This is a genomic window from Leifsonia poae, assembly GCF_027921845.1.
GTDB lineage: Bacteria > Actinomycetota > Actinomycetes > Actinomycetales > Microbacteriaceae > Leifsonia > Leifsonia poae.
In genome coordinates, this window is sequence record NZ_BSEN01000001.1 from 159,160 (window position 1) to 176,659 (window position 17,500).

General features: G+C 70.6%; 12 protein-coding genes. 4 read left to right on the top strand and 8 right to left on the bottom strand.

Translation table 11 applies throughout. The annotated features are described in order from the left end of the window. The first annotated feature begins 72 nt into the window (after positions 1-72). A complete protein-coding gene (locus PKE84_RS00815) occupies positions 73-2,595 on the top strand; it encodes a glycosyltransferase (RefSeq protein WP_271175296.1) in 2,523 nt (840 codons plus the stop codon). A gap of 75 nt (positions 2,596-2,670) precedes the next feature. On the opposite strand, the gene PKE84_RS00820 is transcribed toward PKE84_RS00815, so the two are convergent. The 3 genes from PKE84_RS00820 to PKE84_RS00830 all read right to left on the bottom strand — a co-directional run bounded on the left by PKE84_RS00820 (position 2,671) and on the right by PKE84_RS00830 (position 6,792). Then, positions 2,671-3,147: a pyridoxamine 5'-phosphate oxidase family protein gene (locus PKE84_RS00820; protein WP_271175297.1), complete on the bottom strand. Its 477-nt coding sequence runs from the start codon at positions 3,145-3,147 to the stop codon at positions 2,671-2,673. 71 nt (positions 3,148-3,218) lie between these two features. Continuing rightward, positions 3,219-4,841 (bottom strand): acyl-CoA dehydrogenase family protein, encoded by a 1,623-nt coding sequence (locus PKE84_RS00825; protein WP_271175298.1) that lies wholly within the window; start codon positions 4,839-4,841, stop codon positions 3,219-3,221. 106 nt (positions 4,842-4,947) lie between these two features. Further along, on the bottom strand, positions 4,948-6,792 hold the full coding sequence (locus PKE84_RS00830) for an ABC-F family ATP-binding cassette domain-containing protein (protein WP_271175299.1): 1,845 nt from the start codon (positions 6,790-6,792) through the stop codon (positions 4,948-4,950). 132 nt (positions 6,793-6,924) lie between these two features. Here PKE84_RS00830 and PKE84_RS00835 point away from each other — a divergent pair, with 132 nt between their 5' ends. Then, positions 6,925-9,891, top strand: coding sequence for a helix-turn-helix transcriptional regulator (locus PKE84_RS00835; protein WP_271175300.1), 2,967 nt, complete (start codon positions 6,925-6,927; stop codon positions 9,889-9,891). Between the two features lie 230 nt (positions 9,892-10,121). Here PKE84_RS00835 and PKE84_RS00840 read toward each other — a convergent pair whose 3' ends face one another. The 4 genes from PKE84_RS00840 to metG are packed head-to-tail and all read right to left on the bottom strand — an operon-like array spanning position 10,122 to position 14,456. Then, positions 10,122-11,054 carry a 4-(cytidine 5'-diphospho)-2-C-methyl-D-erythritol kinase gene (locus PKE84_RS00840; protein ID WP_271175301.1) on the bottom strand — a complete coding sequence of 311 codons (933 nt, stop codon included), beginning with the start codon at positions 11,052-11,054 and terminating at the stop codon, positions 10,122-10,124. 44 nt (positions 11,055-11,098) lie between these two features. Beyond that, positions 11,099-11,944, bottom strand: a complete 846-nt coding sequence (gene rsmA / locus PKE84_RS00845) for a 16S rRNA (adenine(1518)-N(6)/adenine(1519)-N(6))-dimethyltransferase RsmA (RefSeq protein ID WP_271175302.1) — start codon at positions 11,942-11,944, stop codon at positions 11,099-11,101. Continuing rightward, complete coding sequence (locus tag PKE84_RS00850; RefSeq protein ID WP_271175303.1) at positions 11,941-12,870, bottom strand: TatD family hydrolase; 930 nt, start codon at positions 12,868-12,870, stop codon at positions 11,941-11,943. Before PKE84_RS00850 ends, rsmA begins: the two co-directional genes overlap by 4 nt. Then, positions 12,867-14,456, bottom strand: coding sequence for a methionine--tRNA ligase (gene metG / locus PKE84_RS00855; protein WP_271175304.1), 1,590 nt, complete (start codon positions 14,454-14,456; stop codon positions 12,867-12,869). Before metG ends, PKE84_RS00850 begins: the two co-directional genes overlap by 4 nt. Before the next feature lie 231 nt (positions 14,457-14,687). On the opposite strand from metG, the gene PKE84_RS00860 reads away from it, so the two are divergent. Together PKE84_RS00860 and PKE84_RS00865 are read left to right on the top strand one after the other, a co-directional pair. Next, complete coding sequence (locus PKE84_RS00860) at positions 14,688-15,251, top strand: hypothetical protein (protein ID WP_271175305.1); 564 nt, start codon at positions 14,688-14,690, stop codon at positions 15,249-15,251. Beyond that, entirely contained in the window at positions 15,248-16,279 is a 1,032-nt protein-coding gene (locus tag PKE84_RS00865) for an HNH endonuclease signature motif containing protein (RefSeq protein ID WP_271175306.1), read from the top strand. The genes PKE84_RS00860 and PKE84_RS00865 overlap by 4 nt, the downstream gene beginning before the upstream one ends. A gap of 336 nt (positions 16,280-16,615) precedes the next feature. Here the strand turns inward: PKE84_RS00865 and rsmI are convergent, their stop codons facing one another. After that, positions 16,616-17,431 carry a 16S rRNA (cytidine(1402)-2'-O)-methyltransferase gene (gene rsmI, locus PKE84_RS00870; protein WP_271175307.1) on the bottom strand — a complete coding sequence of 272 codons (816 nt, stop codon included), beginning with the start codon at positions 17,429-17,431 and terminating at the stop codon, positions 16,616-16,618. Positions 17,432-17,500 lie beyond the last annotated feature (69 nt).

Below are 17,500 nucleotides of genomic sequence, written 5' to 3' on the forward strand. Positions count from 1 at the left end.
GCCGACGGCATCCGACGACCCCAAAGGGGGCTCACAGGTGACCGTTATCCCGCTCACATAAAATCGGCCGTGATGAGACTCTCCCGCCTGAAACGCCTACCGTCCCGGGTCAAGCGCGCTGCCCGCTACGAGATCCACGCGTACTGGCGCCGGCAGCCCGTCGTCCCCGGCTCGGTCTTCTACGAGTCGTTCTCGGGCAATGGCATGCTCGACAATCCCGAGGCCGTGTTCCGTGCGCTGCTGGCCGCGCCCGATCAGGCCCACCTCACGCACATCTGGGCGCTGTCCGACCTCAACCAGTACCGGGCGGCCGTCGACGAGTTCGCCGACGATCCTCGCGTCACCTTCGTGCGCTACGGCTCCTCCGCCTACTACCGGGCGCTCGCCACCAGCCAGTACCTGGTGAACAACGCCACCTTCCCCTCCGACTTCAGCAAGCGCGAGGGCCAGGTCTATCTGAACACCTGGCACGGCACCCCGCTCAAGCGGATGGGCTACGACATCGAAGACGGCGCCCTGGCCACGGCCAACATCATTCGCAACTTCGTCGCCGCCGACTACCTGCTGGCCGCGAACGCCTTCATGGCCGACCAGATGTACGAGACCGGCTACAAGCTGAGCGGCGTCTACCGCGGAACGCTCGTCGAGGAGGGCTACCCCCGCATCGACCGCCAGTTCCTCGACGACGCGGGGCGCGCCGAGGCGCGACGCCGGCTGACCGAGGCCGGCATCCCGCTGGGCGACCGCAAGATCATCTTGTACGCGCCCACCTGGAAGGGGGCGTCGTTCGGCCGGCCGACCGACGACATCGACGAGACGCTCGAGCACATCGCCGCCATCGAGGAGCGCATCGACACCAGCCGGTACGTCGTGCTCCTCAAGACGCACCAGACGGTCCACGCCCTCGCCTCGCGGCGCCCCGAACTCAAGCGGATGCTCGTGCCCAACGAGATCCCGACGAACGTCGTGCTCGGCATCACGGACGCTCTGATCACCGACTACTCGAGCATTTTCTTCGACTTCCTTCAGACCGGCCGGCCCATCCTGTTCTTCACGCCGGACCTCGCCGACTACGCCGGCACCCGCGGTCTCTATTTCGAGCCGGACGAGTGGCCCGGCCCGGTGCGGATGTCCGCCCGCGAGATCGGCGAAGACCTCGCTGCGATCGCCGAGAACGCGGACGCCGTGCCCGAGGAGGCGGCCGACCGCTACCGCGCGATGCAGCAGCGGTTCACCCCGTACGAAGACGGCCGGGCAGCCGAGCGCATCGTCGACATCGTGTTCCGCGGCGCCCGCGACGGCTACCGGCTCCGCACCGACCTCGCCCACGACGGCCGCACCTCGATCCTGCTGTACCTCGGCGGCATGCGCCCCAACGGCATCACCACCTCGGCGCTGAACCTGCTCAACAACGTCGACCACGATCGTTTCGACGTGTCGGCGTTCTTCTCGCAGAGCGCGTCGCGCGTGACGATCGCCAAACAGCAGCAGATCAACCCGAACGTGCGCCAGTTCCCGCGCGTCGGCGGCATGAACGGCGCCAAGCTGCGCCAGCTCGCACGGCACCTCGAATTCCGCCGCGGCCGCATCGCCGATCACGGCACGAACGCGACGCAGAACGAGCTATGGGACGACGAGTGGACGCGCTGCTTCGGAGACAGCCGGTTCGACTACGTCGTCGACTTCTCCGGCTACGGACCGTTCTGGGCTGCTCTGCTCCTGCACTCCCCCGACGCCGTGCGCTCGATCTGGCTGCACAACGATCTGGCCTCGGATGCCCATCGCGAGGTCGGCGGACAGAAGAAGATGCTGCACAGCCTCACCCAGATCTTCACGCTCTACCGGCAGTACGACCACCTCGTCTCGGTGTCGCCCACCCTGTCCGAGATCAACCGCGAGGGCCTGGCGGAGTACGCCGACCCCTCCGCGTTCGTCTCGGCGCTCAACACGGTCGACGCCGAGCACATCCTGGAAAACGCGCAGGCCGACCTGCACGAGCTGGCCTTCGACGAGGAGACCGGCGAGGTGCCCGAGTGGGCGCAGGCGCTGCTGGCCGACGACGACGTGACCACCTTCGTGTCGGTCGGGCGGCTCTCGCCCGAGAAGAACCAGGCGCGGCTCATCCGGGCGTTCGCCCGCGTGCACGCGACGCACCCGGCTACGCGTCTCGTGATCGTGGGCTCCGGTCCGCTGGCCGACGAACTCGAAGCCCTGGTTGACGAGCTCGGACTGCGCGGCTCGGTGTTCCTCACCGGCATGCAGCGCAACCCGCACGCGATCATGGCCCACGCCGACTGCTTCGTGCTGTCGAGCGACTACGAGGGCCAGCCGATGGTGATCCTGGAGGCGCTCGTGCTGGGCCTGCCCATCGTCACCGTCGAGTTCGCGTCGGCCAAGAACGCGCTGCCCGCCGGTTCAGGGCTCGTGGTCGCGCAGTCGGACGAGGGCGTGGCCGAGGGGCTCGAAGCGTTCCTGCGCGGCGATGTGCCGGCGAGCACGTTCGACTTCCAGGCCTACAACCGCAAGGCGGTCGAGCAGTTCTATCGGGCGATCGGCGCCGCGGCGGCCGAGACGGCGGGCACCGAGGCGGCCTGACGGCCTGCTCGTCGGGTGCGGGCTCGTCAGTGTGGGCTCGTCGGGCGCGGGCTCCTCAGTACGGGCTCGTCGGCCTCAGACCTCGAGGGTCATGTCGAGGTCGTTGCCGTGGTCGGGGTCGCCGCCGCGGACGAGCACGTAGCGGTGCCGCAACTCGGCCAGGTAGACCACCAGCGGACCGGCCGGCTGCAGGTCGTCGACGACCAGCTGCTTGTCACCGGGGAGCCGCGCATTGAGGGCCCGCAGCGCCGCCTCCACCTCGGGCGGCGCGGCTCGCCCGGCCTCGGCGTCGAAGTACGCCGCCTCGGCCCGGCCCACGGCGACCGTCGAGTCGAAGACCGTGATCGCGATCGCCGCTCGCTCGGCGATGTTGCGTGAATGCCGGCTGTCCGGTGACGACACCCAGCAGACCCGCTCCGTGCCGAACGCTGCGAAGAAGACCGGGGACACCCAGGGCCTTCCCGTCGTGTCCGACGTGCCGAGCACGAGATAGTGGTTCGTCTCGAGCAGACGTTCGATGGCTGTGCGGTCCTTGGCTGTGCGGTCCATCATGCGATTCCCTCCGTCGCCGATCGCGCGCTACGCGCAGCGTGCTACGCGCCTGGCGCCCCACACCGTACGCGCTAGGCGCGGTCTACGATCGCCGTCAGGTCGAGGTCGCGCGGCAGCTCACCGTAGAGGGATCCGCGTGCCGGTCCGAGACGTGCCTCGACGAAGCCCCTCCCCAGCGCCTCCGGGGCCGTCCGCAGCAGCAGCGAGGCCTGCAGCGCCACGGCCAGTCCGGCGACCAGGGAGCGCACCCGGCCGGCCGCTTCCGCCTCATCGACGCCGGCGACCTCGGCGAGGCGCGCCCGCATCCGGTCGTGATGCTCGTCGAACACGGGATGGCGGCCGCGCGCCGCCGACAGCTCAGCGTCGAGGGCCTCGACGCTCTGCGGCTCCCTGGTGATCGCGCGCAGGACGTCGAGCGCGATGACGTTGCCCGAGCCCTCCCAGATCGCCATCACCGGCTGCTCCCGGTAGCGCCGGGCCAGCGGGAACGCCTCCGTGTAGCCGTTGCCGCCCAGGCACTCCAGCGCCTCGTAGGCGTGCCCCGGTCCGCGTTTGCAGACCCAGTACTTCGTGACGGCCGTCGCCAGCCGGCGGAACGCGCGTTCGGCATCCGAGGCGTCGTCGTCGTGAGCGCGGGCGAGGCGGAGCGACACCGCGGTCGCCGCCTCGGACTCGAGGGCCAGGTCGGCGAGCACGGCCGTCATCGCCGGCTGGTCGATCAGCCGGGCGCCGAACGCGCGACGGTGACGCACGTGCCAGGCCGCCTCCGCGACCGACTGGCGCATCCCGGCGGCACTGCCGTAGATGCAGTCGAGTCGCGTGCGATTGACCATCTCGACGATCGTGCGCACCCCGCGGCCCTCCTCACCGAGCAGGTAGCCGACTGTTCCGTCGAACTCGATCTCGCTCGACGCGTTCGACCGGTTCCCCAGCTTGTCCTTGAGCCGCTGGATGGCGAACACGTTGCGCGTGCCGTCGTCGAGCACCCGCGGCACGACGAAGCAGCCCAGCCCCGCCGCGGTCTGGGCGAGCACCAGAAATGCGTCGGACATCGGCGCCGAGCAGAACCATTTGTGCCCCGTCAGCAGGTACCGGCCCTCCGACGCCGCGATCGCCCGCGTCGTGTTCGCGCGCACATCCGAGCCGCCCTGCTTCTCGGTCATCGCCATGCCGAACAGCGCCGAGGTCTTCTCCGGCCGCAGCCGCCCGTCGTACTCACGGCTGAGGAGGCGCGGCAGCCAGGCCGCCTCCAGCTCGGGCGTCGCAGCGAGCGCGGCCACCGCCGCGTGGCTCATCGAGATCGGGCAGGCGTGCCCCGGCTCGACCTGCGCGAACAGCATGAATGTCGCGGCGCGCGCGACGTTCGCTCCCGGCCCGGGCCGCTCCCAGGCGCTCGTGTGCGCCCCCGCCGCCACGGCCTCACCGAGGATGCGGTGATACGACGGGTCGTACTCGACCTCGTCGATCCGGTTGCCCCAGCGGTCGAACGCCCGCAGCTCGGGTTCGTGCACGGATGCCCGTTCGGCGTCCCGCTGGAAGGCAGCGCTGCCGACCAGTCTCCCCACGCCGCCAAGTCCGGGCACGGCCCAGCCGGCGTCGTAGCGCTCGATCCCCTCGACGAGCGGGATGTTCGCGGCGAACTCGTCGACGTCGACGCGTGCGGGCGGCTGATTGATCACGTCGTGGGTGCTCATGCCCCTCATCATCCAACGTTCCGCCGCCGTAGCGCGGTACCGGATGCGCGCCGTCGCGCGATGAGCGGCCTGCGATGTGCGCCCTGCGACGAGCGGCCCGCGACGCCTAGGCCTCCAGCCGCTCCGAGAGTTCGAGCCAGCGGGTCTCCAGCGTCGCGATCTCGTCGTCGAGGGCACGCAGCTGGTCGGTGATGGCGCCGATGCCCACATAGTCGCCCTGGTCGTGCTCGGCGAGGCGCTCGTGCACGGCGGCGACCTGATCGGCGAGCTTGCCGAGCCTCCTATCGATGGAGGAGACCTCCTTCTGGGCCGCGCGCAGTTCCGCGCCGCTCAGGCCGGGAACCGCAGCGGAACCCGTCGATCCGGATGCGGCGGAGCCGGTCGCGGCGAGCGCCGGCGCACCGCCGTCGGCCGACGACGCCTGGCCGCGACGCAGCTGCAGGTACTGGTCGACGCCGCCCGGCAGGTGGCGCAGCGCGGCGTCCATCACGGCGTACTGCTGATCCGTCACGCGCTCGATGAGGTACCGGTCGTGCGAGACGACGATGAGCGTGCCCGGCCAGGAGTCGAGCAGGTCTTCCATCGCCGCGAGCATGTCGGTGTCGAGGTCGTTGGTGGGCTCGTCGAGGATCAGCACGTTCGGCTCGTCGAGCAGGATGAGCAGCAGCTGCAGCCGCCGCTTCTGACCGCCGGAGAGGTCTTTGACGGGGGTGGAGAGCTGCGCGGTGGTGAATCCGAGGCGCTCGAGCATCTGCCCGGGCGTCATCTCCTTGCCGCCGGCGAGGTAGGTGGTGCGCTTGCCGGCGATGACCGCGCTCACGCGGTCGTTCTGCACATCGTCGAGCTCGGAGAGCTGCTGGGTGAGGCTCGCGATCTTCACCGTCTTGCCACGCTTGACGCGGCCGGCCGTCGGCTCGACGGCGCCGGAGATCAGGCCGAGCAGGGTGGACTTGCCCGCGCCGTTCACACCGAGGATGCCGGTGCGCTCACCCGGGGCGATCCGCCATTCGATGTCGCGCAGCACGGTCTTCTGGGTCGGTTCGCCCTCGCTGTCGACCGACGGGTAGACGACCGTCGCGTCGAGCAGGTCGACGACATCCTTGCCCAGGCGCGCCGTCGCCATCTGGTTGAGCTCGACCGCGTTGCGCGGCGGCGGCTCGTTCGCGATCAGGTCCGCCGCCGCGTCCATCCGGAACTTCGGCTTGGACGTGCGGGCGGGGGCTCCCCGGCGCAGCCAGGCGAGCTCCTTGCGCATCAGGTTCTGCCGCTTGTTCTCGATCACCGATGCCATGCGGTCGCGCTCGACCCGCTGCAGGATGTACGCCGCGTAGCCGCCCTCGAACGGCTCGATCAGCCGGTCGTGCACCTCCCAGGTCGCGGTCGAGACCTCGTCGAGGAACCACCGGTCGTGGGTGACGACCACGAGGCCGCCCCCGTTCGCCGGCCAGCGATTCTTCAGGTGCGTCGCCAGCCAGGCGACGCCCTCGATGTCGAGGTGGTTGGTGGGCTCGTCGAGGAACAGGATGTCGTGGTCCTGCACGAGGAGCGCGGCGAGCGCCACGCGACGGCGTTGGCCGCCGGACAGCTCGCCGACGGTCGCATCCCACCGGATGTCGGCCACCAGGCCGCCGAGCACGTCGCGAACCCGCGCATCGCCCGCCCAGACGTGCTCGTCGATACCGCCGACGATGGTCGCCCCCACGGTGAGCGCGGAGTCGAGCTCATCGCCCTGGTCGAGCATCCCGACACTCACGCCGCGACGGCGGGTGACGCGCCCGGAGTCCGGTTCGAGGCGTCCGGCGAGCAGCGAGAGCAGGGTCGACTTGCCGTCGCCGTTGCGGCCGACGATGCCGACGCGGTCACCCTCGTTGATGCCGACGGTCACGCTGTCGAAGATGACCCGGGTCGGGAATTCGAGATGCAGCGACTCAGCGCCGAGGAGGTGTGCCATGAGGGTCTCCAGCCTACCGGCGTCGCCTGGGCGCGACGCTCCCGCCGCCGCCCTCGCCGCCGCCCCGCCGATGCCCCCGGACGGGTGATCCCGGTGCGCCGCACGGTGTGCGAGGATCACAAGGATCGGTCCGTGTACGACCCGACATCGCCCGGCCGGTCAGGATGGGGAATCACCGTGACCGACGACGCCGCGAATCCGCCCTCGGCGCCCCTGTTCGGCCGTGACCGTGCTCGCGAGACCGTGCTCCTGGTGGCCCACCGCGCCCTCGGACAGGGCGGCGCGCTCCTGGTCACGGGCGAGGCCGGACTGGGCAAGACGGCACTGCTGGCCGACATCGCCGAACGCCTCGAAGGCTGGACGGTGCTGCGCGTGCACGCCGACTCGTTCGAGTCCGATCTCAGCTACTCGACCGTCGAGCGGCTCGTTCGCGGGCTCAACACGCTCAGCGGGACCAGGGTCTCCGTCCCGCGGCCCGATGACGAGCCGATCACGGTGGGACGCCTGCTGCTCGACGCGATCGATGCCGTACGCTCACCCGTCTGCGTCGTCGTCGACGATGCCCAGTGGGTCGACGAGGCCTCGGCCAGAGCACTCCGGTTCGTGGTGCGCCGGCTCGCCGAGCAGTCGTTCCTGTTCGCAGCGGCCTCCCGTCCTGTCGCGAACAGCGTCGTCTCGCTCTTCGACGATGTCGCGGCCACGACCGTCAACCACGCGCGCATCGAGCTGACGCCGCTCACGGTCGCCGACACGCAGGAACTCGCGGCCCACCTGCTGGGTCACGCCGTCTCCCGTCGCACCGCGACGCGCCTCACCGAAGCGACGCAGGGTTCGCCGCTGCTGCTCAGCGTGCTCCTCGGCCAACTGCGCGACACGTTCGCCGAGGCGCTGCATCCGGCCGGCTGGGACCTCCCGGTCTCCGCCATCACTCCGCTCTCCACGGCCGTTTCGGCTGCACTCGAGGGCGCGGACGTCTCCGTGCGCAATGCCGCCGAGTTCGTGGCGGTGCTGCGCGACCCGTTGCCCCTCCCCCTGTTCGGCACCGTCGCCGCGCGTCTCGGGACGCCGGTCGACGCCGAGGGCGCCGTGGCACGCGGTCTGGTGCGCTCCACCGAGCACGACGGCGTGGTCTGGGTCGAACCCGCCCACGCCATCCTGGCCGACGCCATCGCCGCCGACCTGCCGCTGCAGCGCCGGGTGGAGATCCACCGGGTGGCCGCCCAGGTGCTGTCGGGCCATCGCGCGCTCCGCCACCGGGTGGAGGCCGCCGACACGGCCGACCCGACGCTGGTGACCGAGCTCCTCGCCGCCGCCCTGCTCGCCGCCGACCGCGGCCAGGCCGACCAGGCGATGAGTTACGCCCGCTCCGCCGTGCACCTCGCCGCTCCGGGCGACGAGCACGAACGCGCGCTGCTCGAGATCGGTCTGCTCGCCATGCGCACCCGGATGCACGAGCGCATCTTCGATCTGACCCCGGCGATCGAGGCCCTGCCCGCCTCACCGACCCGCGATGCCGTGCTCATCGAGCTGCGCACCCTCACCGGCGACATCCCGGGCGCCCTCGCGCTCGCGCTGGCCATCGACGCAGCCCCCGCCACGACGCCGGATGAGCGTGCCATCCGGTCGCACGTCGCCGAGGCGATCCCCAAGATCCTGATGGCCACGCGCGACATGGCCGGAACGGTCGACTACCTCGAAGCCGGCCGCCACCACATCGCGGCCGCGCCGACCGACCGGTCCGAGATCTCCGACCCGGCCCTGCGCTGGCTCGCCCAGCCGTACGACGATCTGCTCCGCCTGCTCGGCTGGGGGCTCATCGCCGCCGGGCACATGCGCCGCGGGGACCTCATCGCGGCCCTGGTCGTCGAGCTGGATCAGCTGCTCGACGGCGAGGAGTCCCCCGCGGCCGCCGACGCACTGGTCACCCGCGCCCGCGTCTTCATCCTGTCCGGCGACATCGAGCGCGCCCGCGACGATCTCGCGCGGGCGGCGGGCCTCGTGCGCCGCTTCCCGTCGAGCTGGACGGCCGGCTTCGCCCGCACCATCTACGCCCACGTGCTCTTCCTCGTCGGGGAGTGGGACGAGTCCGTGACGCTCGCAGACGCCGCGGTGGCCCTCGCGCTCGACGAGACCGACCTGTCCGGCTGGCCGATCGCGCTCACCGCCTCGGCGCTCGTGCGCGCCGGCCGTGGCGAGGCGGCCGCAGTCGAAGAGCGGCTGAGCTCGGCCTCGCGGGCCCGCCTCGGCTTCGCCGGTTCGTACGACGGCGACATCCCGTTCATCGCCCGCGCCGAACTCGCGCGTGCTCTCGGCGATGCGGCGGCTCAGCTCGTCGCGACGGAGGCCGCGGAGGAGGTCGCGACTCCGGCCTCCACCCTCGGCTGGATGACCTACCGCGTCGACGCCCTCGCCGCCCTCGGCCGTGCCGGCGACGCACGGGCCGCCCTCGAGGCGTGCCGCGACCCGCGCCGGCTCTGGCGGCCGTTCTACGGCTCGTTGGGCTGGCTCGAGGGTCGCGTTCTCGAAGCCGAAGGGCGCCACGAGGAGGCCGTCGCGTCCTACCTCGGATCTCTGGAGGAACCGGGCTCCGCCCTGTTCCCGTTCCCGCACGCGGTGGCCGCGCTCGACGCCGGCCGCCTGTTGCTCACGCTCGGAACCGACCCGGAGCGGGCGCGCGCACTGCTCGAGACGGCGGCGGGCGCATTCCGCCGACTCGGTGCTCCCGCCTACCTCGCCCGCTGCACGCACCTGCTCGCCGAGCCGGCAGTGGCCGACCCCGGAGGGCCGGTCGCGGAGCGCCACGATCCGTTCGCGCCCCTCACCACGCGTGAGCGGCAGGTGGCGCACGCGCTCGCGGCGGGGATGACCAACAAGGAGATCGCCGAGCGGCTCTACGTGTCGGTCACGACGGTGAACTTCCACGTGCGCAACATCCTGGCGAAGCTGGAGCTGACCTCGCGCCGCGACCTGCGCAAGCTCAGTTCACCACGCGGCTCGCGGCGCACGACGTCGCCCCGGCCGCCGGACTTCCCGCATCCGTCGGGCGACCCTCGGCCGCATCCCGGCGGGCAGCACACCAGCCGTCCGCGCAAGGGCTGAGCGGGCCGGTTCGAACGGTGCCCGTCAACTGTTGACGGTTTTCCCGTCACGATTGGGAGCGTCTCCGCGGCGCTCGCTAGCGTGGAAACACCAGCCGGGATGCCCGTCCCGAACCGCATGGATACGCTTCCCTCGACGAATCGTCTCAACACCCGACATGCGCGCCGCGTTCGGGCATCTCCGGATGGCACGCCTCTCGGGACCCGCATCCCGTGCGCGTGCGGATCGCTCTAGTCGCCGATGATGCGAGCGCCGTGAACCGGCCCCGTCGCCCGAACGGCGGTGAGCCGGGACGCGCTGAGTGCGATCTGCAGGTCGAGGGCACTGTCGAGGTCGGCCGTCAGAAACGCGACGGTCGGCCCCGACCCCGACACGATCCCGGCCAGCGCCCCATTCATCTCGCCCAGCTCGAGCACCTCGCCGATCTCCGGCGCGAGGTGGATGGCGGGCGCCTGGAGGTCGTTCGTGAGCGACTCCGCGAGCATGTGCGGGTCGCCGGCGCGGAGCGCCTGGAGCACCGCGGTGTCGACGCTGGGCTTCACCTGGGCCGGCGCGATGTCGCGCAGGTGGCGTTCACGGTGACGGTCGAGTTCGGTGTACACGGTCGGCGTGCTGAGCTGGCTGTCGGGGAGGGCGAGCACCCATTGGAACTGCCCGATCGCGAGCGCGGGGCTCAGCCGGTCGCCGCGTCCGGTGCCGATCGCCGTGCCGCCGAGCAGTGCGAACGGCACATCGGCTCCGAGCCGGGCCGCGAGGGCGTGCAGGTCGTCCTTCGACGCCTCGGTGCCCCACAGCGCGTCGCAGGCCACGAGTGTCGCTGCGGCGTCGGCGGAGCCTCCGCCCATGCCGCCGGCGACGGGAACGTGCTTGTCGATCTCGAGCCGCACGCCGCCGGTGTAGCCCGTCTTGCGGGCGAGCATCCTCGCGGCCTTGATGGCGAGATTCGTGCCGTCTGTCGGCACGTCGGAGGTGTCGACCGACCCGGTGAACTCCACCGAGAAGTCGTCGGCCGGGTAGGCGCGCACGTCTTCGTAGAGCGAGACGGCCTGGTAGGCGGTGGCGACGTCGTGATACCCGTCGTCCATCACCGCGCCGACCCGCATGAACACGTTGATCTTGCCCGGTGCTCTGACGTGCACCATCTCAGCCGACGACGAGTTCATGCTTCCAACCTACAGGCGCTCGGCCGGTCGTCTACTCCACGCGCCTACGGCACTCGGGCGAGCGCGACGAAGTCGGCGATCCCGAGCTGTTCGCCGCGGTCCGTCGGCGCGAGACCGGCCGCTTCGAGCGCTGCGGATGCCGTGGCCGAGTCGCCGTAGACCGGTGCGAGCGCCTGCCGCAGCATCTTGCGCCGCTGCTGGAACGCCGCATCCACGAGCTCGAACGTTCGGCGGCGCAACGCCTCGTCGCCGGGCTGCTCGTCGTGCCGCTCGAACGCCACGAGCACCGAGTCGACGTTCGGCACCGGCCAGAACACCTGGCGGCTCACATTGCCGGCCGTGCGCCAGGTGCCGTACCAGGCGGCCTTCACGCTCGGGGCGCCGTAGACCTTGGAACCCGGGTCGGCCGCCACGCGGAAGCCGACCTCCGCCTGCACCATCACCACGCCCGACCGGATGCTATCGAAATGCTCGAGGAAGTGCAGCAGCACGGGCACCGACACGTTGTACGGGAGGTTCGCCACGAGTCGCGTCGGGGACTGCGGGAGCTCCTCGATCGTCATGGCGTCCTGGTGGATCACCGTGAGCGCGTCGGCGACATCGGGAGCGAGGGTGGAGACGGTCTTCGGCAGCTGCGCCGCCAGCCGTCGGTCGATCTCGACGGCGATCACGGTCGCGCCGACCTCGAGGAGACCGAGTGTGAGTGAGCCCAGGCCCGGTCCGACCTCGACGACCGTGTCGCCCGGCTGGACGCCCGCGACCCGCACGATGCGCCTGACCGTGTTGGCGTCGATGACGAAGTTCTGGCCGAGCTTCTTCGTTGGCGTGACGTCGAGCAGCTCGGCCAGATCGCGGATCTCGGCCGGCCCGAGCAGGCGGAGCTCGCTCACGCGAGAGGTCCGATCGCGGTCGCCGGGGGCGAGGCGACGGGTTCGGCGTCCCAGCGGCCGTAGACGAGCTCGGTGTTCGAGCTGATCTGCGCCGCGAGCGTCGATGCGTCGGTTCCCAGCGTGTCCGCCATCGCGCGCAGGGTGTGCGGGATCAGGTAGGGCGCGTTCGGGCGCCCGCGGAACGGCGTCGGCGTCAGGAACGGCGCATCCGTCTCCACCAGGATGAGCGCGCGCGGTGCGGCCTCGAGCGCGGCGCGAAGGTTTCCGGCGTTCTTGAACGTGACGTTGCCGGCGAACGACATGTACCAGCCGTTCTCGGCGCATACCTCGGCCAGCGCGACGTCGCCCGAGAAGCAGTGGAAGACGGTGCGCTCGGGTGCGCCGACCCGCTTGAGCGTCGCGACGACGTCGGCGTGGGCATCCCGATCGTGGATCTGCAGCGCGATGTCGTTCTGCTTCGCGATCTCGATGTGCGCTTCGAACGAGCGGAACTGCGCGTCGCGGCGCGGCCCCTCCTCCGTGCGGTAGAAGTCGAGGCCCGTCTCGCCGACGGCACGCACACGGGGGCGGGTCGCGAGCTCCGCGATGACCGCTAGTGCGTCGTCGAGCTCTCCGCGCTCCGCGTAGTCGGGGGCGTCATTGGGGTGGAGCGCGACGGCGGCGAGCATCCGGGGCTCGATCGCGGCCATCTCGGCCGACCAGCGCGACGTCTCGACGTCGTTGCCCACCTGCACCACGCCGCGCACGCCGACACTCGACGCGCGGTCGAGCTGCTCGCGGTAGTCGAGCGGGTCGGTGCCGTCGGAGATCTCGAGGTGGGTGTGGTTGTCGTACACGGGCACGACGAGCGCCTCCGGCAGCGGCGGATACTCCAGGTCACGTCCATCGGTGACGTGACGCTGCCGGATGAACGCCGGATCGGTCATGCGCCGGGCACCGCGTCCGCGTCGATCCGCGGGAACAGCGCCTCGAGCCCGTTCACCGTGGTGCCTGCCGGGAGCTGACCCCAGTCGCCCGCCGAGCGGATCGGCTGCTCGTCGAGCGCGCCCAGTTCGTCTTCCGCGCCGAGCGCCTGCCACAGCTTGAGCGTCGCCACCGGCACGACGGGCGAAAGCAGCACCGCCAGGGCGCGCAGGCCCTCCGACGCCGTGTACAGCACCGTGCTGAGGCGCTCACGCTGTGTCTCGTCCTTGGCGAGCGACCACGGCTCCTGGGCCGTGATGTAGCCGTTGAGCTCGTCGACGATCGTCCAGATCGCCGACAGCGCGTCGTGGATGGCGAGCTTCTCGATGGCCGCGTCCGCCGCCGCCGTCGCGTCGGTGATCGTGGCCTGCACCGCGAGGTCGGCCTCTTCGTAACGGCCGGCCGGCGGCACGACGCCCTCGAAGTATCGGGTGACCATCGCGATCACCCGCGACGCCAGGTTTCCGAAGCCGTTCGCGAGTTCCGCCTGGTAGCGCGCGGCCAGATCCTCCCAGCTGAACGAGCCGTCCTGACCGAAGCTGATGGCACGCATGAAGTAGTACCGGAAGGCGTCCGACCCGAACGTGTCGGTGATCTGCGTCGGCGCGATTCCGGTCAGTTTCGACTTGGACATCTTCTCGCCGCCGACGAGGAGCCAGCCGTGACCGAACACACGGTGCGGCACGTCGAGCCCGGCCGCAAGCAGCATCGCCGGCCAGATGACGGCGTGGAATCGCAGGATGTCTTTGCCCACGATGTGCGTCGCCGGCCACCGGCGCGCGAAGTTCTCGTCGTCCTGCCCGTAGCCGACCGCAGTGACGTAGTTCAGCAGCGCGTCGAACCAGACGTACACGACGTGCGACTCGTCCCACGGGACCTTGATGCCCCAGTCGAAGCTCGAGCGCGAGATCGACAGGTCGCTGAGCCCCTGCCGCACGAAGCTCACGACCTCGTTGCGCGCCGACTCGGGCTGCACGAATTCGGGGTTCTCCTCGTAGAGGGCGAGCAGCGCATCGGCGAACTGGCTCATGCGGAAGAAATAGTTCTTCTCCTGCAGGAGCTCGAGCGGCTTCGAGTGGATGGCGCAGACCTTCTGGCCCTCGTACTCCCCGGTGCCGTCGATGATCTCGCTCTGCGGCTTGAACTCCTCGCAGCCGACGCAATACAGGGCCTCGTACTCACCGGCATAGATGTAGCCGTCGTCGTACAGCTTCTGCAGAAAGCGCTGGACGTTCTGCTCGTGACGCACGTCGGTGGTGCGGATGAAGTCGTCGTTGGCGATGTCGATGGTCTTCAGGAGGGGCAGCCACTCCGTGCTCACCAGACGGTCGGCCCACTCCTTGGGCGTGGTGCCGTTGGCGGTGGCCGTCCGCAGGATCTTCTGCCCATGCTCGTCGGTGCCGGTGAGGAGCCAGGTGTCGTCGCCGGCCTGGCGGTGCCAGCGGGCGAGCACATCGGCGGCGACCTCGGTGTAGGCGTGCCCGATGTGCGGGACATCGTTCACGTAGAAGATCGGCGTGGTGATGTAGAACGAAGAGCCGTCGGACATGCTGTCTATCCTACGGGCGCGCAGGGGCGTGGTTCGGCGTGTTACCGCGGGTGTGGATCAGGGTCGGGTGGCCGGGGTTGTGGAGGCCGGTGGGGTGGTCGGCGCCTGGATGCTGTGGGGTGAACCCGCCTCCACAGGGCGGTGATATCCACTGTTGCCCACAGGCAAAATTGCTGATCAAGATTGATATTTGCGACTCAGAATGTCGGTGGCACCTGATTCGATGGACTCATGACCACGAACCCGGCCGCTTCATTACGCGAACTCGCGTTGCGCGAACTCGCGTCACGCGAACTCGCGTTGCGCGAACTCGCGTTGCGCGAACTCGCGTCGTGCATCACGCTGCTCGGCGAGCTCGTGGCGACCGCCGGCTCCGTTACGCCTCATCCGCTGCCACTTCCCCTCTCGCCCGACGAGTTGCTGAAGGCCGTGACCGACCTCGGCGATGCGCAGGCCGTGCTCGATGCGGTGAAAGTGGCCGTCGCGGGCGAGGTGGTCCGGCGTTCCGTAGTGCTCGACGACGACAATCCGGTGATGCACACCAGCCACGCCTCCCCCGCCACGCTGCTGGCCGAGCGCTGGCGACTGCCCCTCCCCGCGGCACGGCAGCTCTGCCGGGTGGCCGAGGGCGTCGCACCGAGGCAGAGCATCCTCGGCGAGGTCCTTCCGGCGCCGTTCCCGGTACTGGCGGCCGCGATCGCCGAGCCGCTGGCCATGCCGGCGGCAGCCGACCGGGAGTTGACGCCATTGCTGCTGCTGCTGGCGGCACCGTTGCAGGCACAGTGCGGGGCGTGAGCGTCCACCACGCGTCCGTCATCGTGCGCGAGCTGAACAAGGCGGCGCCGTCGTGCTCCGTCGACGCGATCGCGGAAGGCGAGCGGCTGCTCGTGGAGCACGCGCCCGACCTCTCCGTCGAAGAGACCCGCGTTCTCGCCGCACACGTGCGCGACCGCCTCGACGAAGACGGCATCGAGCCCCGCGAAGACCGCCAGCGACGCCGCCGCTCGCTCACGATCACCACGACCGCCGACGGCATGACCCACGTGGACTGGTACCTCGACCCCGAGTCTGCCGCCTCCGTGGTCACCGCGATCGACACGCTGGTCGGCGCGCAGCTCAGGCGTGTGCAGTTCGGCGACCCGGGAGCGGGCGGTGCACCCGGTGCTTCCGGTGCTTCCGGTGCATCGTTCGCCGCATCTTCGGTCGATGCGCTGGACGAGCTCACCGAGATCCCCGTTACTCGCAGCCTGGCGCAGATCCGCTCGGATGAGGCGACGGAGGTGTTCCGGCACCTGGCATCGTGCTCCTCGCCCGCCGCGGCCGGCCACCCGCCCGTGAGCATCATCGTGCGCATCGCACTCGACGCCCTCGTCTCCGGCCGCGGACGCGGGGAGATCGATGGCGTCGAGGCTCCCGTGAGCGCCGCCACCGTGCGACGCATGGCGGCTGATGCGAAGATCATCCCTGTCGTGCTCGGTGGAGCCGGCGAGGTCCTCGACCTCGGCCGATCGCGGCGGCTCTTCTCCCGCGCGCAGAGGCTCGCCCTCGCGGAGCGCGACGGAGGGTGCGCGTGGTCCGGATGCCCGCATCCGCCGTCGTACACCGAAGCGCACCACATCCGCTGGTGGGACGCCGACGCCGGACCGACAGACCTCGACAACGGGGTCCTGCTCTGCAGCCGCCACCATCATCGCGTCCACGACGACGGCTGGCAGATCGAGGTCAGGCGGAACGTGCCCTACTTCATCCCGCCCGAACACGTCGACCTGTCCCGTCGACCGCGCCGCGGCGGCCGGATCGCACTACCCGAGCGCGTTGCGTAACGGCTGCGTGGTCGGTTCCGCGCGGCGCGGGCGGAAGATATCGACGGGGTCAGGTCAGTCGAGCCGGGGCACGTCAGGGCAGTCGGGCCAGGGCACGTCAGGGCAGTCGGGCCAGGGCACGTCAGGGCAGTCGGGCCAGGGCACGTCAGGGCAGTCGGACCAGGGCACGTCAGGGCAGTCGGGCCAGGCCAAGCCCGGTGAGCTCAGTCATGCAGTCAGGCTGGGCCAGTTAGGCCGGCCAGTCAGTCCAGGCCAAGCCAGTCGGGCCAGCCAGGTCAGGTCAGCACACACGAGACAGCACAGCAGCAGCCGGCCCGCCCAGCGAGCCCGCGCAGCTCAGCGGCGGTCGAGTGCGGCCTGGTAGAGGTCCCGCTTGCCGAGACCGGTCGCCTCGGCGACTTCGCCGGCGGCGTCTTTGAGGCGTGTGCCATCGGCGACGAGGGCGAGTACCTGGGCGACGCCGGTGTCGAGGTCGACGACACGCTCGGGGGCACCACCGATCACGACGGCTATCTCGCCTCGCACTCCGTCGGCGGCCCAGGCGGCCAGTTCGGCGGCGGTTCCGCGCTTGACCTCTTCGAACATCTTGGTGAGCTCGCGGCAGACGACGACACGGCGATCGTCGCCGAGGGCTGCGGCGACGTCGAGCAGCGAGGCGGCGAGCCGGTTCGGCGATTCGAAGAAGACCATGGTGCGGCGTTCGCCGGAAAGGGCGCGGAGGGTACTCATCCGGTCGCCGTGCTTGCGCGGAAGGAACCCCTCGAAGGTGAACCGGTCGGTGGGCAGGCCGGAGACGGCGAGCGCGGTGATGACGGCGCTGGGGCCGGGGAGGGCGGTGACGCCGACGCCGGCGGCGGCAGCGGCCTCGACGAGGTGGAATCCCGGGTCAGAGACGGTGGGCATTCCGGCGTCAGAGAGCAGAACGACGTCCTGCTCGCGCGCGAGCTCGACGAGTTCACCGGCCTTGTCCCGCTCGTTGTGATCGTGCAGGGCGATGAGGCGCGGGCGGTTGGCGATCCCGAGGCCGGCGAGCAGACGCTGAGTGACACGGGTGTCTTCGGCGGCGACGACGGCGGCCTCGCCGAGCACCTCGATGAGCCGCAGGGAGGCGTCTTTGAGGTTGCCGATCGGGGTCGCGGCCAGGATGATCATGGTCCCCAGTCTCTCAGGCGCACGGTCGAGGCACAGCAGACCGGGGCCCGACGTTGAGGCGCTCCCATG

What these genes read in the sequence shown, in the direction of transcription:
- PKE84_RS00815 (WP_271175296.1), top strand. Translation starts at nt 73, where the DNA reads ATGAGACTCTCCCGCCTGAAACGCCTACCGTCCCGGGTCAAGCGCGCT.
- PKE84_RS00840 (WP_271175301.1), bottom strand. Translation starts at nt 11,054, where the DNA reads ATGAACTCGTCGTCGGCTGAGATGGTGCACGTCAGAGCACCGGGCAAG.
- PKE84_RS00820 (WP_271175297.1), bottom strand. Translation starts at nt 3,147, where the DNA reads ATGATGGACCGCACAGCCAAGGACCGCACAGCCATCGAACGTCTGCTC.
- metG (WP_271175304.1), bottom strand. Translation starts at nt 14,456, where the DNA reads ATGTCCGACGGCTCTTCGTTCTACATCACCACGCCGATCTTCTACGTG.
- PKE84_RS00825 (WP_271175298.1), bottom strand. Translation starts at nt 4,841, where the DNA reads ATGAGCACCCACGACGTGATCAATCAGCCGCCCGCACGCGTCGACGTC.
- PKE84_RS00860 (WP_271175305.1), top strand. Translation starts at nt 14,688, where the DNA reads ATGACCACGAACCCGGCCGCTTCATTACGCGAACTCGCGTTGCGCGAA.
- PKE84_RS00850 (WP_271175303.1), bottom strand. Translation starts at nt 12,870, where the DNA reads ATGACCGATCCGGCGTTCATCCGGCAGCGTCACGTCACCGATGGACGT.
- PKE84_RS00830 (WP_271175299.1), bottom strand. Translation starts at nt 6,792, where the DNA reads ATGGCACACCTCCTCGGCGCTGAGTCGCTGCATCTCGAATTCCCGACC.
- rsmI (WP_271175307.1), bottom strand. Translation starts at nt 17,431, where the DNA reads ATGATCATCCTGGCCGCGACCCCGATCGGCAACCTCAAAGACGCCTCC.